Source organism: Nitrospinota bacterium, from assembly GCA_035528715.1.
Lineage (GTDB): Bacteria > JADFOP01 > JADFOP01 > DATKYB01 > DATKYB01 > DATKYB01.
In genome coordinates this window covers 20,289-35,839 of sequence record DATKYB010000054.1, presented here as the reverse complement: position 1 = coordinate 35,839, position 15,551 = coordinate 20,289, and the positions used below count along the sequence as shown (strand labels likewise).

Annotated in this window: 13 protein-coding genes; all 13 read left to right on the top strand. The window is 34.9% G+C overall.

Translation table 11 applies throughout. From position 1 onward, the window contains the following. Positions 1-2: 2 nt before the first annotated feature. Genes VMW81_04390 through pgeF form a run of 13 tightly spaced genes read left to right on the top strand, consistent with a single transcriptional unit; the run spans position 3 to position 15,547 of the window. Positions 3-1,505, top strand: a complete 1,503-nt coding sequence (locus VMW81_04390) for a UDP-N-acetylmuramoyl-L-alanyl-D-glutamate--2,6-diaminopimelate ligase (GenBank protein HUU50176.1) — start codon at positions 3-5, stop codon at positions 1,503-1,505. Next, entirely contained in the window at positions 1,498-2,919 is a 1,422-nt protein-coding gene (murF, locus tag VMW81_04385) for a UDP-N-acetylmuramoyl-tripeptide--D-alanyl-D-alanine ligase (protein HUU50175.1), read from the top strand. The genes VMW81_04390 and murF overlap by 8 nt, the downstream gene beginning before the upstream one ends. Further along, positions 2,919-4,004, top strand: a complete 1,086-nt coding sequence (mraY, locus tag VMW81_04380) for a phospho-N-acetylmuramoyl-pentapeptide-transferase (GenBank protein HUU50174.1) — start codon at positions 2,919-2,921, stop codon at positions 4,002-4,004. Before murF ends, mraY begins: the two co-directional genes overlap by 1 nt. A gap of 20 nt (positions 4,005-4,024) precedes the next feature. Next, positions 4,025-5,392 (top strand): UDP-N-acetylmuramoyl-L-alanine--D-glutamate ligase, encoded by a 1,368-nt coding sequence (gene murD, locus VMW81_04375; GenBank protein HUU50173.1) that lies wholly within the window; start codon positions 4,025-4,027, stop codon positions 5,390-5,392. Next, positions 5,367-6,479, top strand: coding sequence for a putative lipid II flippase FtsW (ftsW, locus tag VMW81_04370; protein HUU50172.1), 1,113 nt, complete (start codon positions 5,367-5,369; stop codon positions 6,477-6,479). The genes murD and ftsW overlap by 26 nt, the downstream gene beginning before the upstream one ends. Beyond that, positions 6,479-7,588 carry an undecaprenyldiphospho-muramoylpentapeptide beta-N-acetylglucosaminyltransferase gene (gene murG / locus VMW81_04365; protein ID HUU50171.1) on the top strand — a complete coding sequence of 370 codons (1,110 nt, stop codon included), beginning with the start codon at positions 6,479-6,481 and terminating at the stop codon, positions 7,586-7,588. Before ftsW ends, murG begins: the two co-directional genes overlap by 1 nt. 9 nt (positions 7,589-7,597) lie before the next feature. Next, complete coding sequence (gene murC, locus VMW81_04360; protein HUU50170.1) at positions 7,598-8,998, top strand: UDP-N-acetylmuramate--L-alanine ligase; 1,401 nt, start codon at positions 7,598-7,600, stop codon at positions 8,996-8,998. Beyond that, positions 8,991-9,905 (top strand): UDP-N-acetylmuramate dehydrogenase, encoded by a 915-nt coding sequence (murB, locus tag VMW81_04355; protein ID HUU50169.1) that lies wholly within the window; start codon positions 8,991-8,993, stop codon positions 9,903-9,905. Before murC ends, murB begins: the two co-directional genes overlap by 8 nt. Before the next feature lies 1 nt (position 9,906). Then, entirely contained in the window at positions 9,907-10,692 is a 786-nt protein-coding gene (locus tag VMW81_04350) for an FtsQ-type POTRA domain-containing protein (GenBank protein ID HUU50168.1), read from the top strand. Positions 10,693-10,710: 18 nt separating this feature from the next. Beyond that, complete coding sequence (gene ftsA / locus VMW81_04345) at positions 10,711-11,943, top strand: cell division protein FtsA (GenBank protein ID HUU50167.1); 1,233 nt, start codon at positions 10,711-10,713, stop codon at positions 11,941-11,943. Positions 11,944-11,968: 25 nt separating this feature from the next. Continuing rightward, complete coding sequence (ftsZ, locus tag VMW81_04340) at positions 11,969-13,114, top strand: cell division protein FtsZ (GenBank protein HUU50166.1); 1,146 nt, start codon at positions 11,969-11,971, stop codon at positions 13,112-13,114. Further along, positions 13,111-14,814, top strand: a complete 1,704-nt coding sequence (locus tag VMW81_04335) for a TIGR03960 family B12-binding radical SAM protein (GenBank protein HUU50165.1) — start codon at positions 13,111-13,113, stop codon at positions 14,812-14,814. Before ftsZ ends, VMW81_04335 begins: the two co-directional genes overlap by 4 nt. Continuing rightward, positions 14,804-15,547 carry a peptidoglycan editing factor PgeF gene (pgeF, locus tag VMW81_04330; GenBank protein ID HUU50164.1) on the top strand — a complete coding sequence of 248 codons (744 nt, stop codon included), beginning with the start codon at positions 14,804-14,806 and terminating at the stop codon, positions 15,545-15,547. The genes VMW81_04335 and pgeF overlap by 11 nt, the downstream gene beginning before the upstream one ends. Positions 15,548-15,551 lie beyond the last annotated feature (4 nt).

Sequence of the window (15,551 nt, the reverse complement as noted above, 5' to 3'; positions counted from 1 at the left end):
TTATGATTAATATTATGGAATTATTAAAATCTCTTAATGTTATAAATATTCATGGAAAAACAAATAGAATGATAAAGGGTATATATTATCATTCTAATCAAGTGAAACCCGATTCAGTCTTTATAGCTATCAGCGGATTTAAAAGAGATGGTCATGATTATATAAAAGAAGCGATTTCAAATGGTGCAATTGCTATAATAAGGGACAAGGATATACCTGATGAAGAGATAAGCAAAAAAAAGAAAAACATTACAGATATTCTTGTGTCTGATTCTAGAAAGGCTCTGGCATTAGCGGCTTCTAAATTTTATGATTATCCTTCGAAAAGATTGAGATTAATTGGGGTTACAGGTACAAACGGGAAAACCACAGTTTCATATCTTATTGATTCTATTTTAAGAAATGATGGCTTCAAGGTTGGGGTTATAGGAACAATATCTTATCGTTATAATAACTGCATCTTACCAGCGCCTCAAACTACACCAGAATCTCTTGATCTTCAGTATTTATTAAGAGATATGGTTGATAATGATGTCGACTACTGCATCTTAGAAGCCTCCTCACACTCCTTAGAATTACAGAGATTAGTGGGGTGTGAGTTCCACACAGCAATTTTTACTAATTTGGGGCAAGACCACCTTGATTTTCATAAGAACCAAGACATCTATTTTGAGGCAAAAGCAAAACTTTTTAGAGAATATCCCATTAAAATCGGAATCATCAATATAGACGATCCCTATTCAAAAAGACTTTTAGAAAACTTTCCCGGGAGAGTAATGACTTATAGTGTAAATAAACGTTCTGATGTGATTGCAGAAGATATATATTGTTTCCGGAAAGGAATATCATTTACAGCAAAAACAGCTCAAGGTCGCATAAAAATTAAATCCCCTCTACTTGGACAGCACAATGTATATAATATCTTAGCTGCGATAGGAACAGGTATTTGTCATGAAATGGATTTAAAGATGATTAAAAAAGGGATTGAGAAGGTTAGAGTCATTCCTGGAAGATTTGAAAAGATTGAGGAAGGTCAAGATTTTATGGTTGCAGTAGATTTTGCTCACACTGAAGATGCCCTGAAAAATCTCCTTCAATCAGCAAGGAATATAACAAAAAAGAGATTGATTTTAGTATTTGGCTGCGGGGGTGATAGAGATAGATTAAAACGGCCTCTTATGGGAAGGGTGGCGGCAAGGTTTTCTGATTTTATCATTATAACTTCAGATAATCCCAGAACTGAGGATCCTATGAAAATTATCGAGGAGATTGAAAAGGGATTTGATGGTGTGAAGGGTAAAAAAGGAGAGTATATAAAAATTAAGGATAGAGAAGAGGCTATTACGAGAGCATTAAAGTTGGCATGTCCAGGGGATTTTGTATTAATAGCTGGTAAAGGTCATGAGTCTTATCAGATTATTGGCAATAAAAGGAAAAGATTTGATGATAGAGAGGTTGTACGGAAGATTTTAAGGCTTAAAAAAAGACAGCAGAAATATGGTTAGTTTCACATTAGAAGAGATAAAAGAAATAACAGGGGGTAGTGTTATTCAAGGTAATATGCATCATAGCTTTAAGAATATTTCTATTGATTCAAGAAGTCTCAGCCCTGGAGATTTGTTTGTTGCCCTTAAGGGAAACAATTTTGATGGGCATGATTTTGTTTGTGAGGCCTTGAGTAAAGGGGCATTTGGAGCCATGCTATCAAAAAGAGAGTTATGTAATGGAGAGAATCTTTCTGATAAAAAAATTTATCATAAGCCTTGTATTATTCTTGTTAAGGATACCTTGGCTGCATTGCAAAGGATTTCTCAATATCATAGGGAAAGAAACCGTGTCTCTTTAATAGGTGTTACAGGAAGTAATGGAAAGACCACATCAAAAGAAATGATAGCCTCAATTTTAGAGACTAAATTTTCTGTGCTGAAGAATGAGGGTAATTATAATAATCATATAGGTGTTCCTTTAACCCTTTTAAGGTTAGAGCCTTCTCATGATATTGCGGTTTTGGAAATGGGAATGAGTGGATTAGGAGAAATCAGGAGGCTCTGTGAAATTGCTCAACCGAGTATAGGGGTTTTGACAAATATCAGCGGTGTCCATCTTCAGTTTTTGGGTTCTCTTGAAAGGGTAAAAGAGGCAAAGGGAGAGTTAGTTGATTTTATTGATCAAGAAGGAACAGTCATTCTCAATTCTGATGATCCGTTCATTATGGATTTGAAAAAAAGGGTTAAAGGAAGATTGTTGACCTATGGCATAGAATCCTATTCAGATATAAGAGCAAAAAACATTAGAGATTTAGGTACAGATGGTCTCACCTTTCTATTAATGATTAATGATAAAGAAATTAAGGTTCATCTCCCCCTTATTGGAAATTATAATGTCTATAATGCACTATCTGCTGCTGCAGTAGGATCGGTCTGTGGTATAGAGATAGAAAACATAAAAAAAGGTTTGGAATCTTTTAAAGGGCTTCCCATGCGAATGGAGTTATGTCATCTGGATCATGATATTAGAATCATTAATGATAGCTACAATGCGAATCCCTCTTCTGTGAAAAGAGCCATAGAGACTCTTTCAAATATTAGCAAAAGCGGTCATTCGTTTCTGGCTATTGGGGATATGCTAGAGTTAGGCGATGCTTCAATGGATGCTCACAAAGAGATAGGGAGAATGATTGCTGGAAGATCTATCGATTTTTTGATTGTTGTTGGCGAAATGGCATCCTTTATTGGAAAAGAGGCCTTGCTTAACGGAATGGAAAAACAAAATGTATTTTTTTGTAAAGATGCAGATGAGGCCTTCAATATATTAGACAAGAACTTAAGAAACGGGGATATCCTTCTCGTAAAGGGATCGCGAAGAATGAAAATGGAAAGGATCATTGAGAAACTTAAGAAAACAAGAGAGGCTTATTAATGCTATACCATTTACTTTATCCTCTACATGCAAAAATCTCGTTTTTAAATGTCTTTAAATATATAACCTTTAGAACCTCTTATGCTATTTTAACGGCCCTTTTGATTAGTCTTTTATTAGGCCCTTTTGTAATCAAAAAACTCATGAAATATCAGATTGGGGAAAGTATCAGGAGTGATGGTCCCCCATCCCATCTATCAAAAGAGGGTACGCCGACGATGGGAGGAATGCTTATCATTGTTTCCCTTGTGATTTCAACTCTTCTTTGGGTTGACTTGCTTAATAAATATGCATGGCTTGTCTTGATTTCCATCATCGGTTTTGGCCTTATAGGTTTTTGGGATGACTATTTAAAAGTAATAAAAAGGAGAGAAAATGGTCTAAGAGTTAAGGAAAAATTCTTAGTTCAATTTCTCCTGGGATTGGGGATTGCCCTTTTTCTCTATCTTGATCCAGCTACCTCTTCGTTTTCTTCAAAATTGTTCATACCTTTCTTTAAAAAGATTAATCCTGATCTGGGTTGGTGGTATATTCTATTTGCTGTTTTTGTAATTGTTGGAACATCTAATGCAGTCAATTTAACCGATGGCTTAGATGGCCTTGCCATTGGACCTATAATCATAGCTACTCTTACTTATGTCCTTATATCATATCTTTCAGGTCATGTTAAATTTGCCGGGTACTTAAATATTACTTATATAAAAGGAGCAGGGGAGCTATCCATATTTTGCGGCTCCATAATAGGAGCGAGTTTAGGTTTCCTTTGGTTTAACTCATATCCTGCACAGATGTTTATGGGTAATGTCGGTTCATTAGCCTTAGGGGGTGCTCTGGGGACAGTAGCGGTAATAACAAAGCATGAGTTGGTTTTAATCATAGTGGGAGGAATATTTGTTATTGAAACCCTTTCTGTTATTGTGCAGGTTCTCTATTTCAAGGTGACAGGAAAACGGGTATTCAGGATGGCCCCCCTTCACCATCATTTTGAAGAAATAGGATGGGCTGAGCCAAAGGTTATTGTGAGATTTTGGATTATTGCAATCATGTTGGCTTTGTTGAGTTTGAGCACATTAAAACTCAGATAATTTAAAAAGGCAAAGAGGTTTTGAATATAAAAGGAAAGAGGATTACAGTGGTAGGACTGGCAAGAACAGGTGTAGCCGTAGCTAATCTTTTAACAGAACTAGGGTGCAAGGTGACAGTTTCAGATGTTAAGGATCCTTTTCAATTAAAGGAGAATATATCTAAATTAAAAGGTGATGTAGCACTTGATCTTAATCATCATACTGAAAAATTTTTCTTGGAAGCGGATCTTATCGTGGTTAGTCCTGGTGTAAGAATGGATATACCCCCTTTAGTGAAAGCAAGAGAAAAAGGATTAAGAATAATTAGTGAGATCGAATTGGTTTTTTTATTATCTCCTGTGCCTTTTATTGCAATCACAGGAACCAATGGAAAAAGTACAACAACAAGCCTGATTGGGGGAATGCTAAAAAGATGTAAAAAGAAATTTATTTTAGGTGGAAATATTGGATATCCCCTGGCAGAAGAAATACTGGAGAGCAAAGACAAGGATTTTATCGTGGCAGAGATCAGCACATTTCAGTTAGAGGGAATAAGCGAGTTTAAACCTTTCATTGGGATTATCTTAAATATATCCCCAGATCATCTGGATAGGCATAGAGATTATAGGGAATATATAGCATTAAAAAAAAGGTTATATATGAATCAAGAAGAATCGGATTATCTAATATTAAATTATGATGATCCCTTATTAATGGGGTTGAAATCAGAGGTTCCGTCAAAAGTGGTTTTTTTTAGCAAAAAGATAATGGCAGAGCGAGGGATATATATAGATAGAGAAGAGATCTTCTGGAATGATAATAACAAGAAGAGGAAAATTGGACAATTAGGAGATCTGGGAGAATTAGGCAGGAGAAATATAGAGAATGTCTTGGCCTCTCTTGCTACAGGACTCATTCTTAATCTTAATAGAGAAGAAATGTTGCGTTCTATCAGAGTTTTTTCTGGATTGCCTCATCGGTTAGAGTTTGTTAGAGATATCGATGGGGTGAAATTTATCAATGATTCAAAAGGGACAAATGTTGGAGCTGTTATAAAATCATTAAACAGCTTTTCTGAGCCAATCATATTAATTGCCGGAGGGAAGGATAAAGGAAGTGATTATAGACCACTGAAAAGATATATCAAAGGAAAGGTTAAAAGCGTAATCATATTTGGAGAAGCAAAGGATAAGATAAAAGAGGTCTTAAATGGAGAATGCGAGGTCAATTTGGTAGAGAATTTACAGGATGCTGTAAAAAAGAGTTTTAAAATGGCTGTCTCGGGAGATGTTGTACTTCTCTCACCTGCCTGTGCAAGCTTTGATATGTTTAGAGATTTTGAGGAGAGGGGTAACCAATTCAAAGAGATTGTAAGGAGGATTCGTGGGAGAAAGAGTAGGATCTTTTGATCCAATCATCTTTTTTATACCGATTATCCTATTACAGGTCGGCATAGTAATGGTTTACAGTTCGAGCACAATTATTGCGAGTGAAAACTTTAATGATCCCTATTTTTTTCTCAAAAAAGAGATATTGTGGGCAATACTTGGCATCTTTTCTATGCTCTTTTTTATGAATTTTGATTATCATCTTTTAAGAAAATTTATTTATCCTCTTCTCATTGTATCAATCGTTTTATTAGTTTTGGTTTTAATTCCCCATTTTGGTAGAGAGGTAGGGGGTGCTAAGCGATGGTTGAATCTAGGCTATTTTTCATTCCAGCCTTCAGAATTGGCAAAACTCGTTCTTATAATCTACATGTCTTACTCATTAGTGAAAAAGAAAGATTACCTCGATAGCTTTAGCATGGGATACCTCCCCAACCTTCTCATTTTAGGGATTTTCTTCGTCTTAATTATGTTTCAGCCTGACTTAGGAACAGCTGTTCTGATAGCGGCTGTAGTATTCTTTCTCTTTATTATCGCAGGGATTCGTTATTCTTATCTCTTTTATTCCTTTTTAATGATATTACCATTTTTGTATGTAACCGTTTCTACTGTGAGTTATAGAAAAAGAAGAATACTGGCCTTTTTAGATCCCTGGGGGGATCCACTAGATTCTGGATTTCAAATTGTACAATCTTTTTTAGCATTAGGTAGGGGAGGTTTTTTTGGATTGGGTCTGGGCCAAAGCAGACAGAAATTGTTTTATCTCCCGGAACCCCATACAGATTTTATCTTTGCTGTAATAGGTGAAGAACTAGGTTTTATAGGGGCACTGGCGATTATTGTTTTGTTCCTTATTTTATTTTGGAGAGGCATCCTTGTGGCGAAAAGATGTCCTGATTTTTTTGGGAGATATCTGGCTTTTGGAATTATTATGATGATAGGTCTGCAGGTCATTATCAATATAGGAGTTGTTATTGGGCTCTTGCCTACAAAAGGACTACCCCTTCCTTTTATTAGTCTGGGAGGTTCATCACTTCTCATTAACTCTATTGGGATTGGGATATTATTAAATATTTCTAAAGAAGTTAATAAAAGTTTGAGGTTTTAATGAAAGTTCTTATTGCAGGTGGCGGAACAGGGGGGCACGTATACCCTGGTATCAGTTTAGCAAAGGAATTATTAAAGAGAAATCCAGAAACTGATGTGCTTTTTATAGGGACAAAAAAAGGTTTAGAAAACTCAATATTAGCCAAAGAAGGATTTAAACTAAAAAGAATTTCAGTTGGAGGTCTTAAGGGTAAGATTTCAGTAAGAACCATTGTTTCATTATTAAAATTACCCATAGGATTTCTTCAATCTTTATGGATTTTATTATGCTATAAGCCAGATATCGTTATAGGTGTAGGGGGATATGTAACTGGACCCGTGGTATCTTGCGCCTATATTTTAAGAATTCCTATTATTATCCAAGAGCAGAATTTTTTACCAGGAGTTACAAATAGGATTCTAGGGATATTTGCGGATAAAATAGCCATTTCTTTTAAAGAAACTGAAGATTATTTTTCTAAAAATAAAGTTATATTCACCGGTAATCCTATAAGAAGAGAATTTTTAGAACAATTGAAAAATGGTATATCAAATAGTAATCACTCTAAATTTACATTACTGATCTTTGGAGGGAGCCAAGGAGCGCAGAGTATTAACAGGGCTGTTATTGAAGGACTAGAGTATCTAAAAGAGTTTAAGGATTCTATAAGGATTATCCATCAAGTAGGAAAAGGAAATGAGGAATTGATGAAAAAAGAGTATGAAAAGAGATGTTTTTTAGCAAGTGTTCAACCCTTTATCTATAATATCGTTGATAAATATAAGGAGGCGGATCTGATAATATGCAGAGCAGGTGCCACAACTCTTTCTGAACTAACAGTAGCAGGTAAGGCTTCAATATTAATTCCTTTTCCATTTTCTGCCAACAATCACCAGGAAATTAATGCAAGAAAACTACAAATGTCAGGCGCAGCTGAAATGATCTTAGAAAAGGATTTGACTGGAGAGTTTCTTGCAAAAAAGATACTTGAATTGATGAAAGACAGGGGAAAACTTAAGGATATGTGTTTCAAGAGCAAAAAAATGGCGGTTACAGATGCTGCTGAGAAGATAATCGATATCTGTTATAGCCTCATAAAAAAAGAAGAAGCAGTTCATGGCAATTGTTAAGGAGAATATATGTTTAGAAAGACGCAGCATATCCATTTTGTTGGCATAGGTGGAATTGGAATGAGTGGTATTGCGGAGCTTCTTCTTAACTTAAACTATGCTGTTAGTGGTTCTGATATAAAAGATTCAGATATTATAGAGAGACTAAGAAGATTAGGTGCAAGCATATTTATTGGCCATAATAAGTCTAATATAAAAAATGCAGATGTTGTTGTCTATTCCTCAGCAGTAAACCAAGATAATATAGAAATTAAATCAGCTAAGGAAAATTTGATCCCGGTTATACGTAGAGCAGAGATTCTTGCAGAATTAATGAGAATAAGATATGGCATCGCTGTGGCAGGTTCCCATGGAAAGACAACAACAACATCTTTAATAGCCACGGTACTAGCAAAGGGTGGATTAGACCCTACAGTGGTCATTGGTGGAAAGCTAAATAGCCTTGGCAGCAATGCAAAGCTCGGTCAGGGAGATTTTTTAGTTGCAGAAGCTGATGAGAGTGATGGTTCATTTACAAGATTAACACCTACGATAGCAATTGTGACTACTATCGATAAGGAACACATGGACCATTATAAGAGTATAAGTAAAATCAAAGAGGGATTCTTGAAATTCATCAATAAAGTCCCTTTTTATGGTCTTTCCATATTATGTCTTGATCAGAAATATATTCAGGAGCTCATTCCAAAAGTTGAAAAAAGATGTGTCACATACGGAGTGACAAGCCAAGCTGATTATATAGCAAAGGATATAACCTATTCAGGATTGAAAACATCATTTAATATTTTTAATAAGGGAAAAGAGTTAGGTGAGATGGTTATCAATATGCCTGGCCTCCACAATGTATATAATTCTCTGGCCACTGTAGCTGTTGGTCTTGAACTAGATATAAAATTTGAAATAATCAAAAAGGCTTTGAAGGAATTTGGAGGCATCCAAAGAAGATTTGAAATCAAAGGTGAAACCAATGGGATTATAGTAGTAGATGACTACGGACATCATCCTACAGAGATTCGTGCGGTTCTTAAGGCATCAAAAGAGGTATGGAAAGAAAAAAGAATGATAGTGGTCTTTCAACCTCATAGATATACGAGAACTCAGTATCTTTTAAACGACTTTTTTACAGCCTTTAATGATTCCGACGAATTAATTATTACTGATATATATTCAGCTGGCGAAGAGCCTATAGAAAACATAGATTCAAGACTTATATATGAAGGGGTGAAAAAGTATGGTCATAAGTCTGTTTTTCATATAAGAGATCAATCTGAGATTGTGGATTTTCTAATGAGTATCATTCAGAAAGGAGATCTGATTCTGACCTTAGGTGCAGGTAATATTTCGTCAGTAGGAGATGAACTCCTTTCAAAATTGGGGGCTAAAAAAAATAGAACAAACAATAATGGATAAAAAAGAAGTGTATTTTTCTCTTTTTAGGGATTTTCAGGAAAAGAAATTTGATGAGGAGATGAAGAAACATACCTCTATTCTTCTGGGGGGAAGGGCTGATGTGTTTATAAGCCCAAAAGATGTGAAGGAACTTCAGAAAATCCTTAAAATAATTAATGAAAATGACTTACCGGTTTTTATTCTAGGAGAGGGAACAAATATTATTGTTAGCGATAATGGTATTAGAGGAGTTGTTATAAACTTAAAGAAGGGATTTAGTGATATTCAGATTACTAGCTATAAGGAAAAGTTAATTCTAAAATCAGGAGCTGGTTTAAAGATGTCTGATTTGATTCATTTTTGTATCGAAAAAGGATTTTCAGGGCTAGAAGGTGGAACAGGTATTCCAGGTTCTATAGGTGGCGCACTGGTCATGAATGCGGGAACAAAGTCTTGGGAAATCGGAGATATCGTTAAATCGATAACCCTGATGGATTATCAAGGAAAGATATTTAATATAGCAAAAAAAGATATCCAATTCAGTTATCGTTCCTCAAAACTCCCCTATGAGGGAATTGTGTTAGATGTGGATATTTCCTTAAAAAAAGGTAATAAGGATACTATACGAGATATATTTCTAAAAAACTTGAAAACACGTAAAAAGACTCAGCCCATCTCTTTTCCTAGTGCTGGTTCAATATTCAAAAATCTTCAAAATATTGCTGCGGGTAAACTTATAGATGATCTAGGGCTCAAAGGATATTGTATTGGTGATGCTGAGATTTCAAGGCTTCATGCAAACTATATTATAAATAAAGGAAGAGCTTCTGCAAAGGATGTTATTTGTTTAATCGAGTATATAGAGGAAAAAGTTTTTCAAGAAACGGGTATTACTTTAGAGAGAGAGGTTTGTATAGTAGGGAAATAGCATGAAATATAAGAAATCAAAAAAATCGAGTTCAGCGGAAAAAAGGTTTTTGAAGATCAAAAAAATTTATTACAGATTACGTATTTTCTGCATTCCCATTTTGATAGCTTTTTTTGTTTTTCAGTTAATAACCTATATTAAGCAATCTTATTTTTTTAATGTAAAAGAGATAAATATATTAGGAACAAATTTTTTATCAGAGAAATATATCGCTGAATTGATCTCCGTAGAACCAGGTATGAATATATTTAAAATAGATATAGAAAAAATAAGTAAGGTATTGGGAAAAGAGCCATGGATTAAAAAGGTCAAAATAGAAAGAAAATTACCAAAAACCATTAATATCAATATTCAAGAAAGGAAACCTTATGCAGTATTGCTATCAACTGAAAAATATCTTTTAGATGATGCTGGCTTTATTATTAAGAAGTTGGATTTTAAAGAAGAAACAGAGAGATACCCTTTAATTAAAGGAGTCAAAAAAATAAATTACAATATTGGAAATAGGGTATCTTTAGAAAGACCTCTTAGAGGACTTGCGATTTTAAAAAACCTAAGTAATTCCGGTTTATACAACTTAAGAGATATTTTCATTGTTGATATGTCTGACATGAGAAGAGTTTCTATTAAAATGACTAATGGGACCCGTCTCAATTTGGATGAAAGCAATATTGAAAAAGAAGTTTCACGTTTAAAAACAATATCAAAACTTTTAAAAAAAGATAAGAGGAGGATTGAATATGTTGATCTTTGCTTTAGAAAAAAGGTTGTTGTTAAATTATTTTAAGGAGGAGGTGATAAGGATATGATTAAGAAAGGAGATACAATTGTAGGTTTAGATATAGGGACTTCAAAGATCTGTGCAATTGTAGGTGCGCTGGGTGAAGAAAATGAGATAGATATCATAGGAATAGGAATCCATCCGTCAAAGGGATTGAAAAAGGGTGTAGTAGTCAATATTGATAGTACAGTAGACTCGATTAAGAAAGCTATTGAAGAGGCGGAACTTATGGCAGGAATAGAGATTGATTCTGCTTATGTCAGTATTACAGGTTCTCATATTAAGGGTCTAAACAGCCATGGCATCATCGCCATAAAAAATAAGGAGGTGGTACAATCAGATATAGAGAGAGTTATAGACGCTGCGAAGGCTATGGCCATGCCTTTTGATAGAGAAATTATTCATGTCTTATCCCAAGAGTTTATTATTGATGAGCAGGATGGCATTAAAGATCCTTTGGGTATCTCAGGGGTAAGATTAGAAGGAAAAGTTCATATTGTTACGGGTGCAGCGACATCGTTACAAAATATTGTAAAATGTGTGAACAAAGGAAATATAGAAGTTAAAGATATTGTTTTAGATCAACTGGCTTCTAGCGAAGCAGTTCTAACCCCGGATGAACAAGAGTTAGGTGTTGTAATTGTGGATATTGGAGGAGGAACAACTGACATTGCTCTGTTCTATGATGGAAGTGTTAGACATACATCGGTGTTACCCATTGGCGGGAACCATGTGACAAATGATATTGCAATAGGTTTGAAGACACCATCAGTAGAAGCAGAAAAAATTAAAAAGCGATATGGTTGTGCCATGACATCTCTCGTCAAAGAAGATGAAACAATAGAGGTGCCAAGTGTAGGCGGAAGGATGCCCAGGACTCTTTCCCGAAAGATTTTAAGTGAGATAATAGAACCGAGGATTAAAGAATTGTTTACCCTTGTTAAGAAAGAGTTGCTTATGTCGGGATTCAATGAACTGATTGCTTCTGGTGTCGTGATTACGGGGGGGGCTGCAATAATGGAGGGAATGTCTGAGATAGGTGAGCAGACATTTGAATTACCTGTAAGGGTCGGTATGCCTATCGGTATTGGGGGATTAGTTGATGTGGTAAACAGTCCTATGTATGCTACAGGCGTTGGGTTGGTTCTATATGGATATAACAATCAAAACAATGGGAAATTCAATGGATCTGGTAACAATAGAATGTTAGGGAAGATGTTCGAACGAATGAAAGAGACAGTTTTAAGAGTTTTTTAATAAAAACTTGAAAGGAGGAAGAGGGATGTTCGAATTTGTTGAAGATATAGATTTATCGGCTAAAATCAAGGTTATTGGTGTTGGCGGAGGAGGTGGTAATGCTGTCAACACTATGATCGCATCGCGATTAGAAGGGGTTGATTTTGTTATCGCAAACACTGATATGCAAGCTCTGGAGGCATCTTTAGCGACTCACAAACTCCAGTTAGGAAAAGAAATAACCAAAGGCTTAGGAGCTGGGGCTAATCCTGAGATTGGAAGAAAAGCTGCTTTAGAAGATACTGATAAGATTGCAGATATCATTGGTGAAGCAGATATGGTTTTTATTACTGCAGGGATGGGTGGAGGAACAGGCACTGGAGGAGCGCCTATAATAGCGAAAATAGCAAGAGATAAAGGTGCATTAGCTGTAGCCGTTGTTACGAAACCATTTTTGTTTGAAGGGAAAAAAAGAGCTCTTCAGGCTGAGGATGGAATTAAGGAACTAAAAGAATCGGTTGATACATTGATAACGATTCCTAATCAGAGGCTGTTAAATGTTGTTGGAAAACAGACTTCTCTTAGAGATGCGTTTAGGATCGCTGATGATATTTTGAAGCAAGCAGTAAGGGGCATATCTGATCTTATAACTGTTCCAGGCCTCATCAATCTAGATTTTGCAGATGTAAGAACGATTATGTCTGAAATGGGAATGGCTTTAATGGGTGCGGGTGTTGCCAGAGGAGAAAGCAGGGCTGTAGAGGCAGCGCAAAGAGCGGTCTCTAGTCCACTATTAGAAGAGTCTTCCATTGAAGGTGCAAGAGGCGTTCTGATTAATATTACAGGAGGAAACGATCTGAGCCTGTATGAAGTGAATGAAGCCGCAACTATCATTTATGAAAGTGCCCATGAGGATGCCCATATCATATTTGGATCGGTGCTTGATGAAAGTATGGGAGAAGAAGTTAGGGTTACAGTGATTGCTACTGGTTTTAATATACAAGATGAGAAAAAAGAAGAATCCTCTGTTAGAAGATTGAAGGCAGTGGCAGGTGGAGATGATATTGAAATACCGACCCATATCAGACAGAATCGTAAAAAAGAACCAAATGTTAAAATAGCCTTAGAGACATCATACCTTGATGATAGGGAATTAGACGTACCAACTTTTCTAAGGAAACAACCTGATTGATTTTTGGTGATGCATTGAAGTATATTGATAAAATCAGGAGATTGATAAATGATGAAAAAGGTACTGTAAAAAAAACCTTTAGGGATAGAATATCTGTCGCTTTGGCATATCCCAATCTTTACCAAGTGGGAATGTCAAACTTAGGATTTCAAAATATTTATTATTTATTAAATAAAGAAGAAGATGTTGTTTGTGAACGAGTATTTTTACCAGATAAAGAAGATATTGAGGTTTTTATCAGAAGAAAAATCCCTCTATTCTCTTTTGAGAGTCAAATTCCTATAGTAGATTTCAATATCCTTGCCTTTTCGATATCCTTCGAAGCAGATTATATAAACATTTTGAGGATTTTGGATTTAGCTGGGATTCCTTTGTTATCAAATCAACGTAAAAATTATTTTCCAATCGTTATCGCTGGAGGTGTTTGCACCTTTTATAATCCAGAGCCTTTAGCAGATTTTATCGATATGTTTATAATAGGAGAGGGAGAGGAGGCAATAAAAGATTTTTTAGATGAATTCAGAAGCACTTTAGGTATTAGAGGAAAAAAGGAGGAAATCGTAAAGAGATTTTCTAAAATTGAGGGGATATATATCCCTTCAGGATATAAGATTAGTTATTATTCTGATGGAAGAATAAGATCTCTTAAGGCAAAGAAGGGTTATCCAGAGAAGATAAAGAAAAGATATACAAAAAATATCGATAACTTTCCTACTTCTACAAAGATTTTTACAGTGAATACAGAATTTTCTGATATATATCTTATAGAGATAGAACGGGGATGCGGGAAAAACTGTAAATTTTGTGTTACAAGTCATGTATATGGTCCACCCCGATATTCAAGCAAAGAGATCATCATTGAAGATGTTAAAAAAGGATTGCAGTATAGTAATAAGATTGGTCTTGTGGGTTCTTCCTTAATGGATCATCCACAGATAGAGTCTATCTGTCACGCTATCTTAAAGATGGGAGGGAAGATATCAGTATCTTCTTTAAGAATTGATGCCCTTTCAGAAGACTTTATTAAGTGTTTAGCTGCAAGCGGGCATAAGACATTGGCGTTTGCCCCTGAAGCCGGAACAGAACGCCTGAGAAGGTTTATAAATAAAGAGATGACAGATGAGGAAATTATAAAAGGTATAAGATTAATTACTGCCGAAGACATACCGCATATAAAATTGTATTTTTTAATTGGTATTCCAACTGAAACAGAGGGAGATATTCAAGGATTAATAGATTTGATAAAAAGGATAAAACATTACATCTTAAAAGACTCGAGAAAAAAAGGAAGATTGGGGAATATAACTTTGAGTATAAATCCTTTTGTTCCCAAGCCTTTTACCCCTTTTCAATGGGATAGAATGGAGGATGTAAAGTCTTTAGAAAGAAAGTTGAAGATTATTAAAAATGGCTTGAAAAAGGTTGCAAATGTCTTTGTTATTCATGAACTTCCCAAATGGTCATTTATCCAAGCAATATTATCAAGGGGCGATAGAAGGGTTGGAGAACTTTTACTTGCTTCTTACAATCTAAGGGAAGATTGGCGTAAAGCAATTAAAGAGGTAAATATTAATCCAGAGTTTTATGTATATAGAAAAAGAGATTATAAAGAGATATTTCCGTGGGATCATATCGATATCGGCATAGAAAAAGACTACCTTTTTAATAAAAGAGAAAAGAACATAAGATATGGGGAATAGTTATCTCATAAAAAGTTACAGAAGGATTAGCTATGTTACATTCAAGAGACTAGAACAATTTCCATTTTTTATTCATGGATTTAGTTTTCGGTTGAATGACAAGGAAAAGCAATTTTACAATGCTTTGAATATTTTTAAAGAGAGGGTTTTATCCATAAAACAAATCCACAGCAGTCATATACTTATCATTGAAAAAAAGATTGATTTGGATTCTTTAAATGATTTTAGAGGTGATGCAATTATTACAAATCAGATTAACCTTCCTATTGCTGTTAGGACCGCTGATTGTATCCCAATAATTATATTTGATCCCAAAAAAAAGATAATAGCCATAGTTCATGCTGGGAGAAAAGGAACCCTTTTAAAGATTACAAAGAAAGTCATTAAAAAATTAAAAGAATTCTTTGGTGCTAATCCGAGTGATGTTCTTGTTGGTATGGGACCGTCTATCAAAGCATGTTGTTATGAAGTGGGTGAAAATGTAATAGAGTTTTTTAAAAAAGAATTTATTCATTTTAAAAGATATATCAAAGGAAACGATAATAATAAATTTTTTTTAGATCTTGGTGGTATAAATTATGATCAGTTATTAGAAGAAGGTGTTAAAAGAGAAAATATATTGATTATAGATTTATGCACATGTTGTCATTATAGAGAATTTTATTCATATCGAAGAAATAATAAAGAAAAGGGGAGAATGATTAATATAGCAATGTTAGCCGATGAAGAATAAATCA

Bases quoted from the DNA above. Each gene is read 5' to 3' on its own strand.
- pgeF (HUU50164.1), top strand. From the start codon at position 14,804: ATGGGGAATAGTTATCTCATAAAAAGTTACAGAAGGATTAGCTATGTT.
- mraY (HUU50174.1), top strand. From the start codon at position 2,919: ATGCTATACCATTTACTTTATCCTCTACATGCAAAAATCTCGTTTTTA.
- murC (HUU50170.1), top strand. From the start codon at position 7,598: ATGTTTAGAAAGACGCAGCATATCCATTTTGTTGGCATAGGTGGAATT.
- murF (HUU50175.1), top strand. From the start codon at position 1,498: ATGGTTAGTTTCACATTAGAAGAGATAAAAGAAATAACAGGGGGTAGT.
- murG (HUU50171.1), top strand. From the start codon at position 6,479: ATGAAAGTTCTTATTGCAGGTGGCGGAACAGGGGGGCACGTATACCCT.
- VMW81_04350 (HUU50168.1), top strand. From the start codon at position 9,907: ATGAAATATAAGAAATCAAAAAAATCGAGTTCAGCGGAAAAAAGGTTT.
- ftsA (HUU50167.1), top strand. From the start codon at position 10,711: ATGATTAAGAAAGGAGATACAATTGTAGGTTTAGATATAGGGACTTCA.
- murB (HUU50169.1), top strand. From the start codon at position 8,991: ATGGATAAAAAAGAAGTGTATTTTTCTCTTTTTAGGGATTTTCAGGAA.
- ftsZ (HUU50166.1), top strand. From the start codon at position 11,969: ATGTTCGAATTTGTTGAAGATATAGATTTATCGGCTAAAATCAAGGTT.
- VMW81_04390 (HUU50176.1), top strand. From the start codon at position 3: ATGATTAATATTATGGAATTATTAAAATCTCTTAATGTTATAAATATT.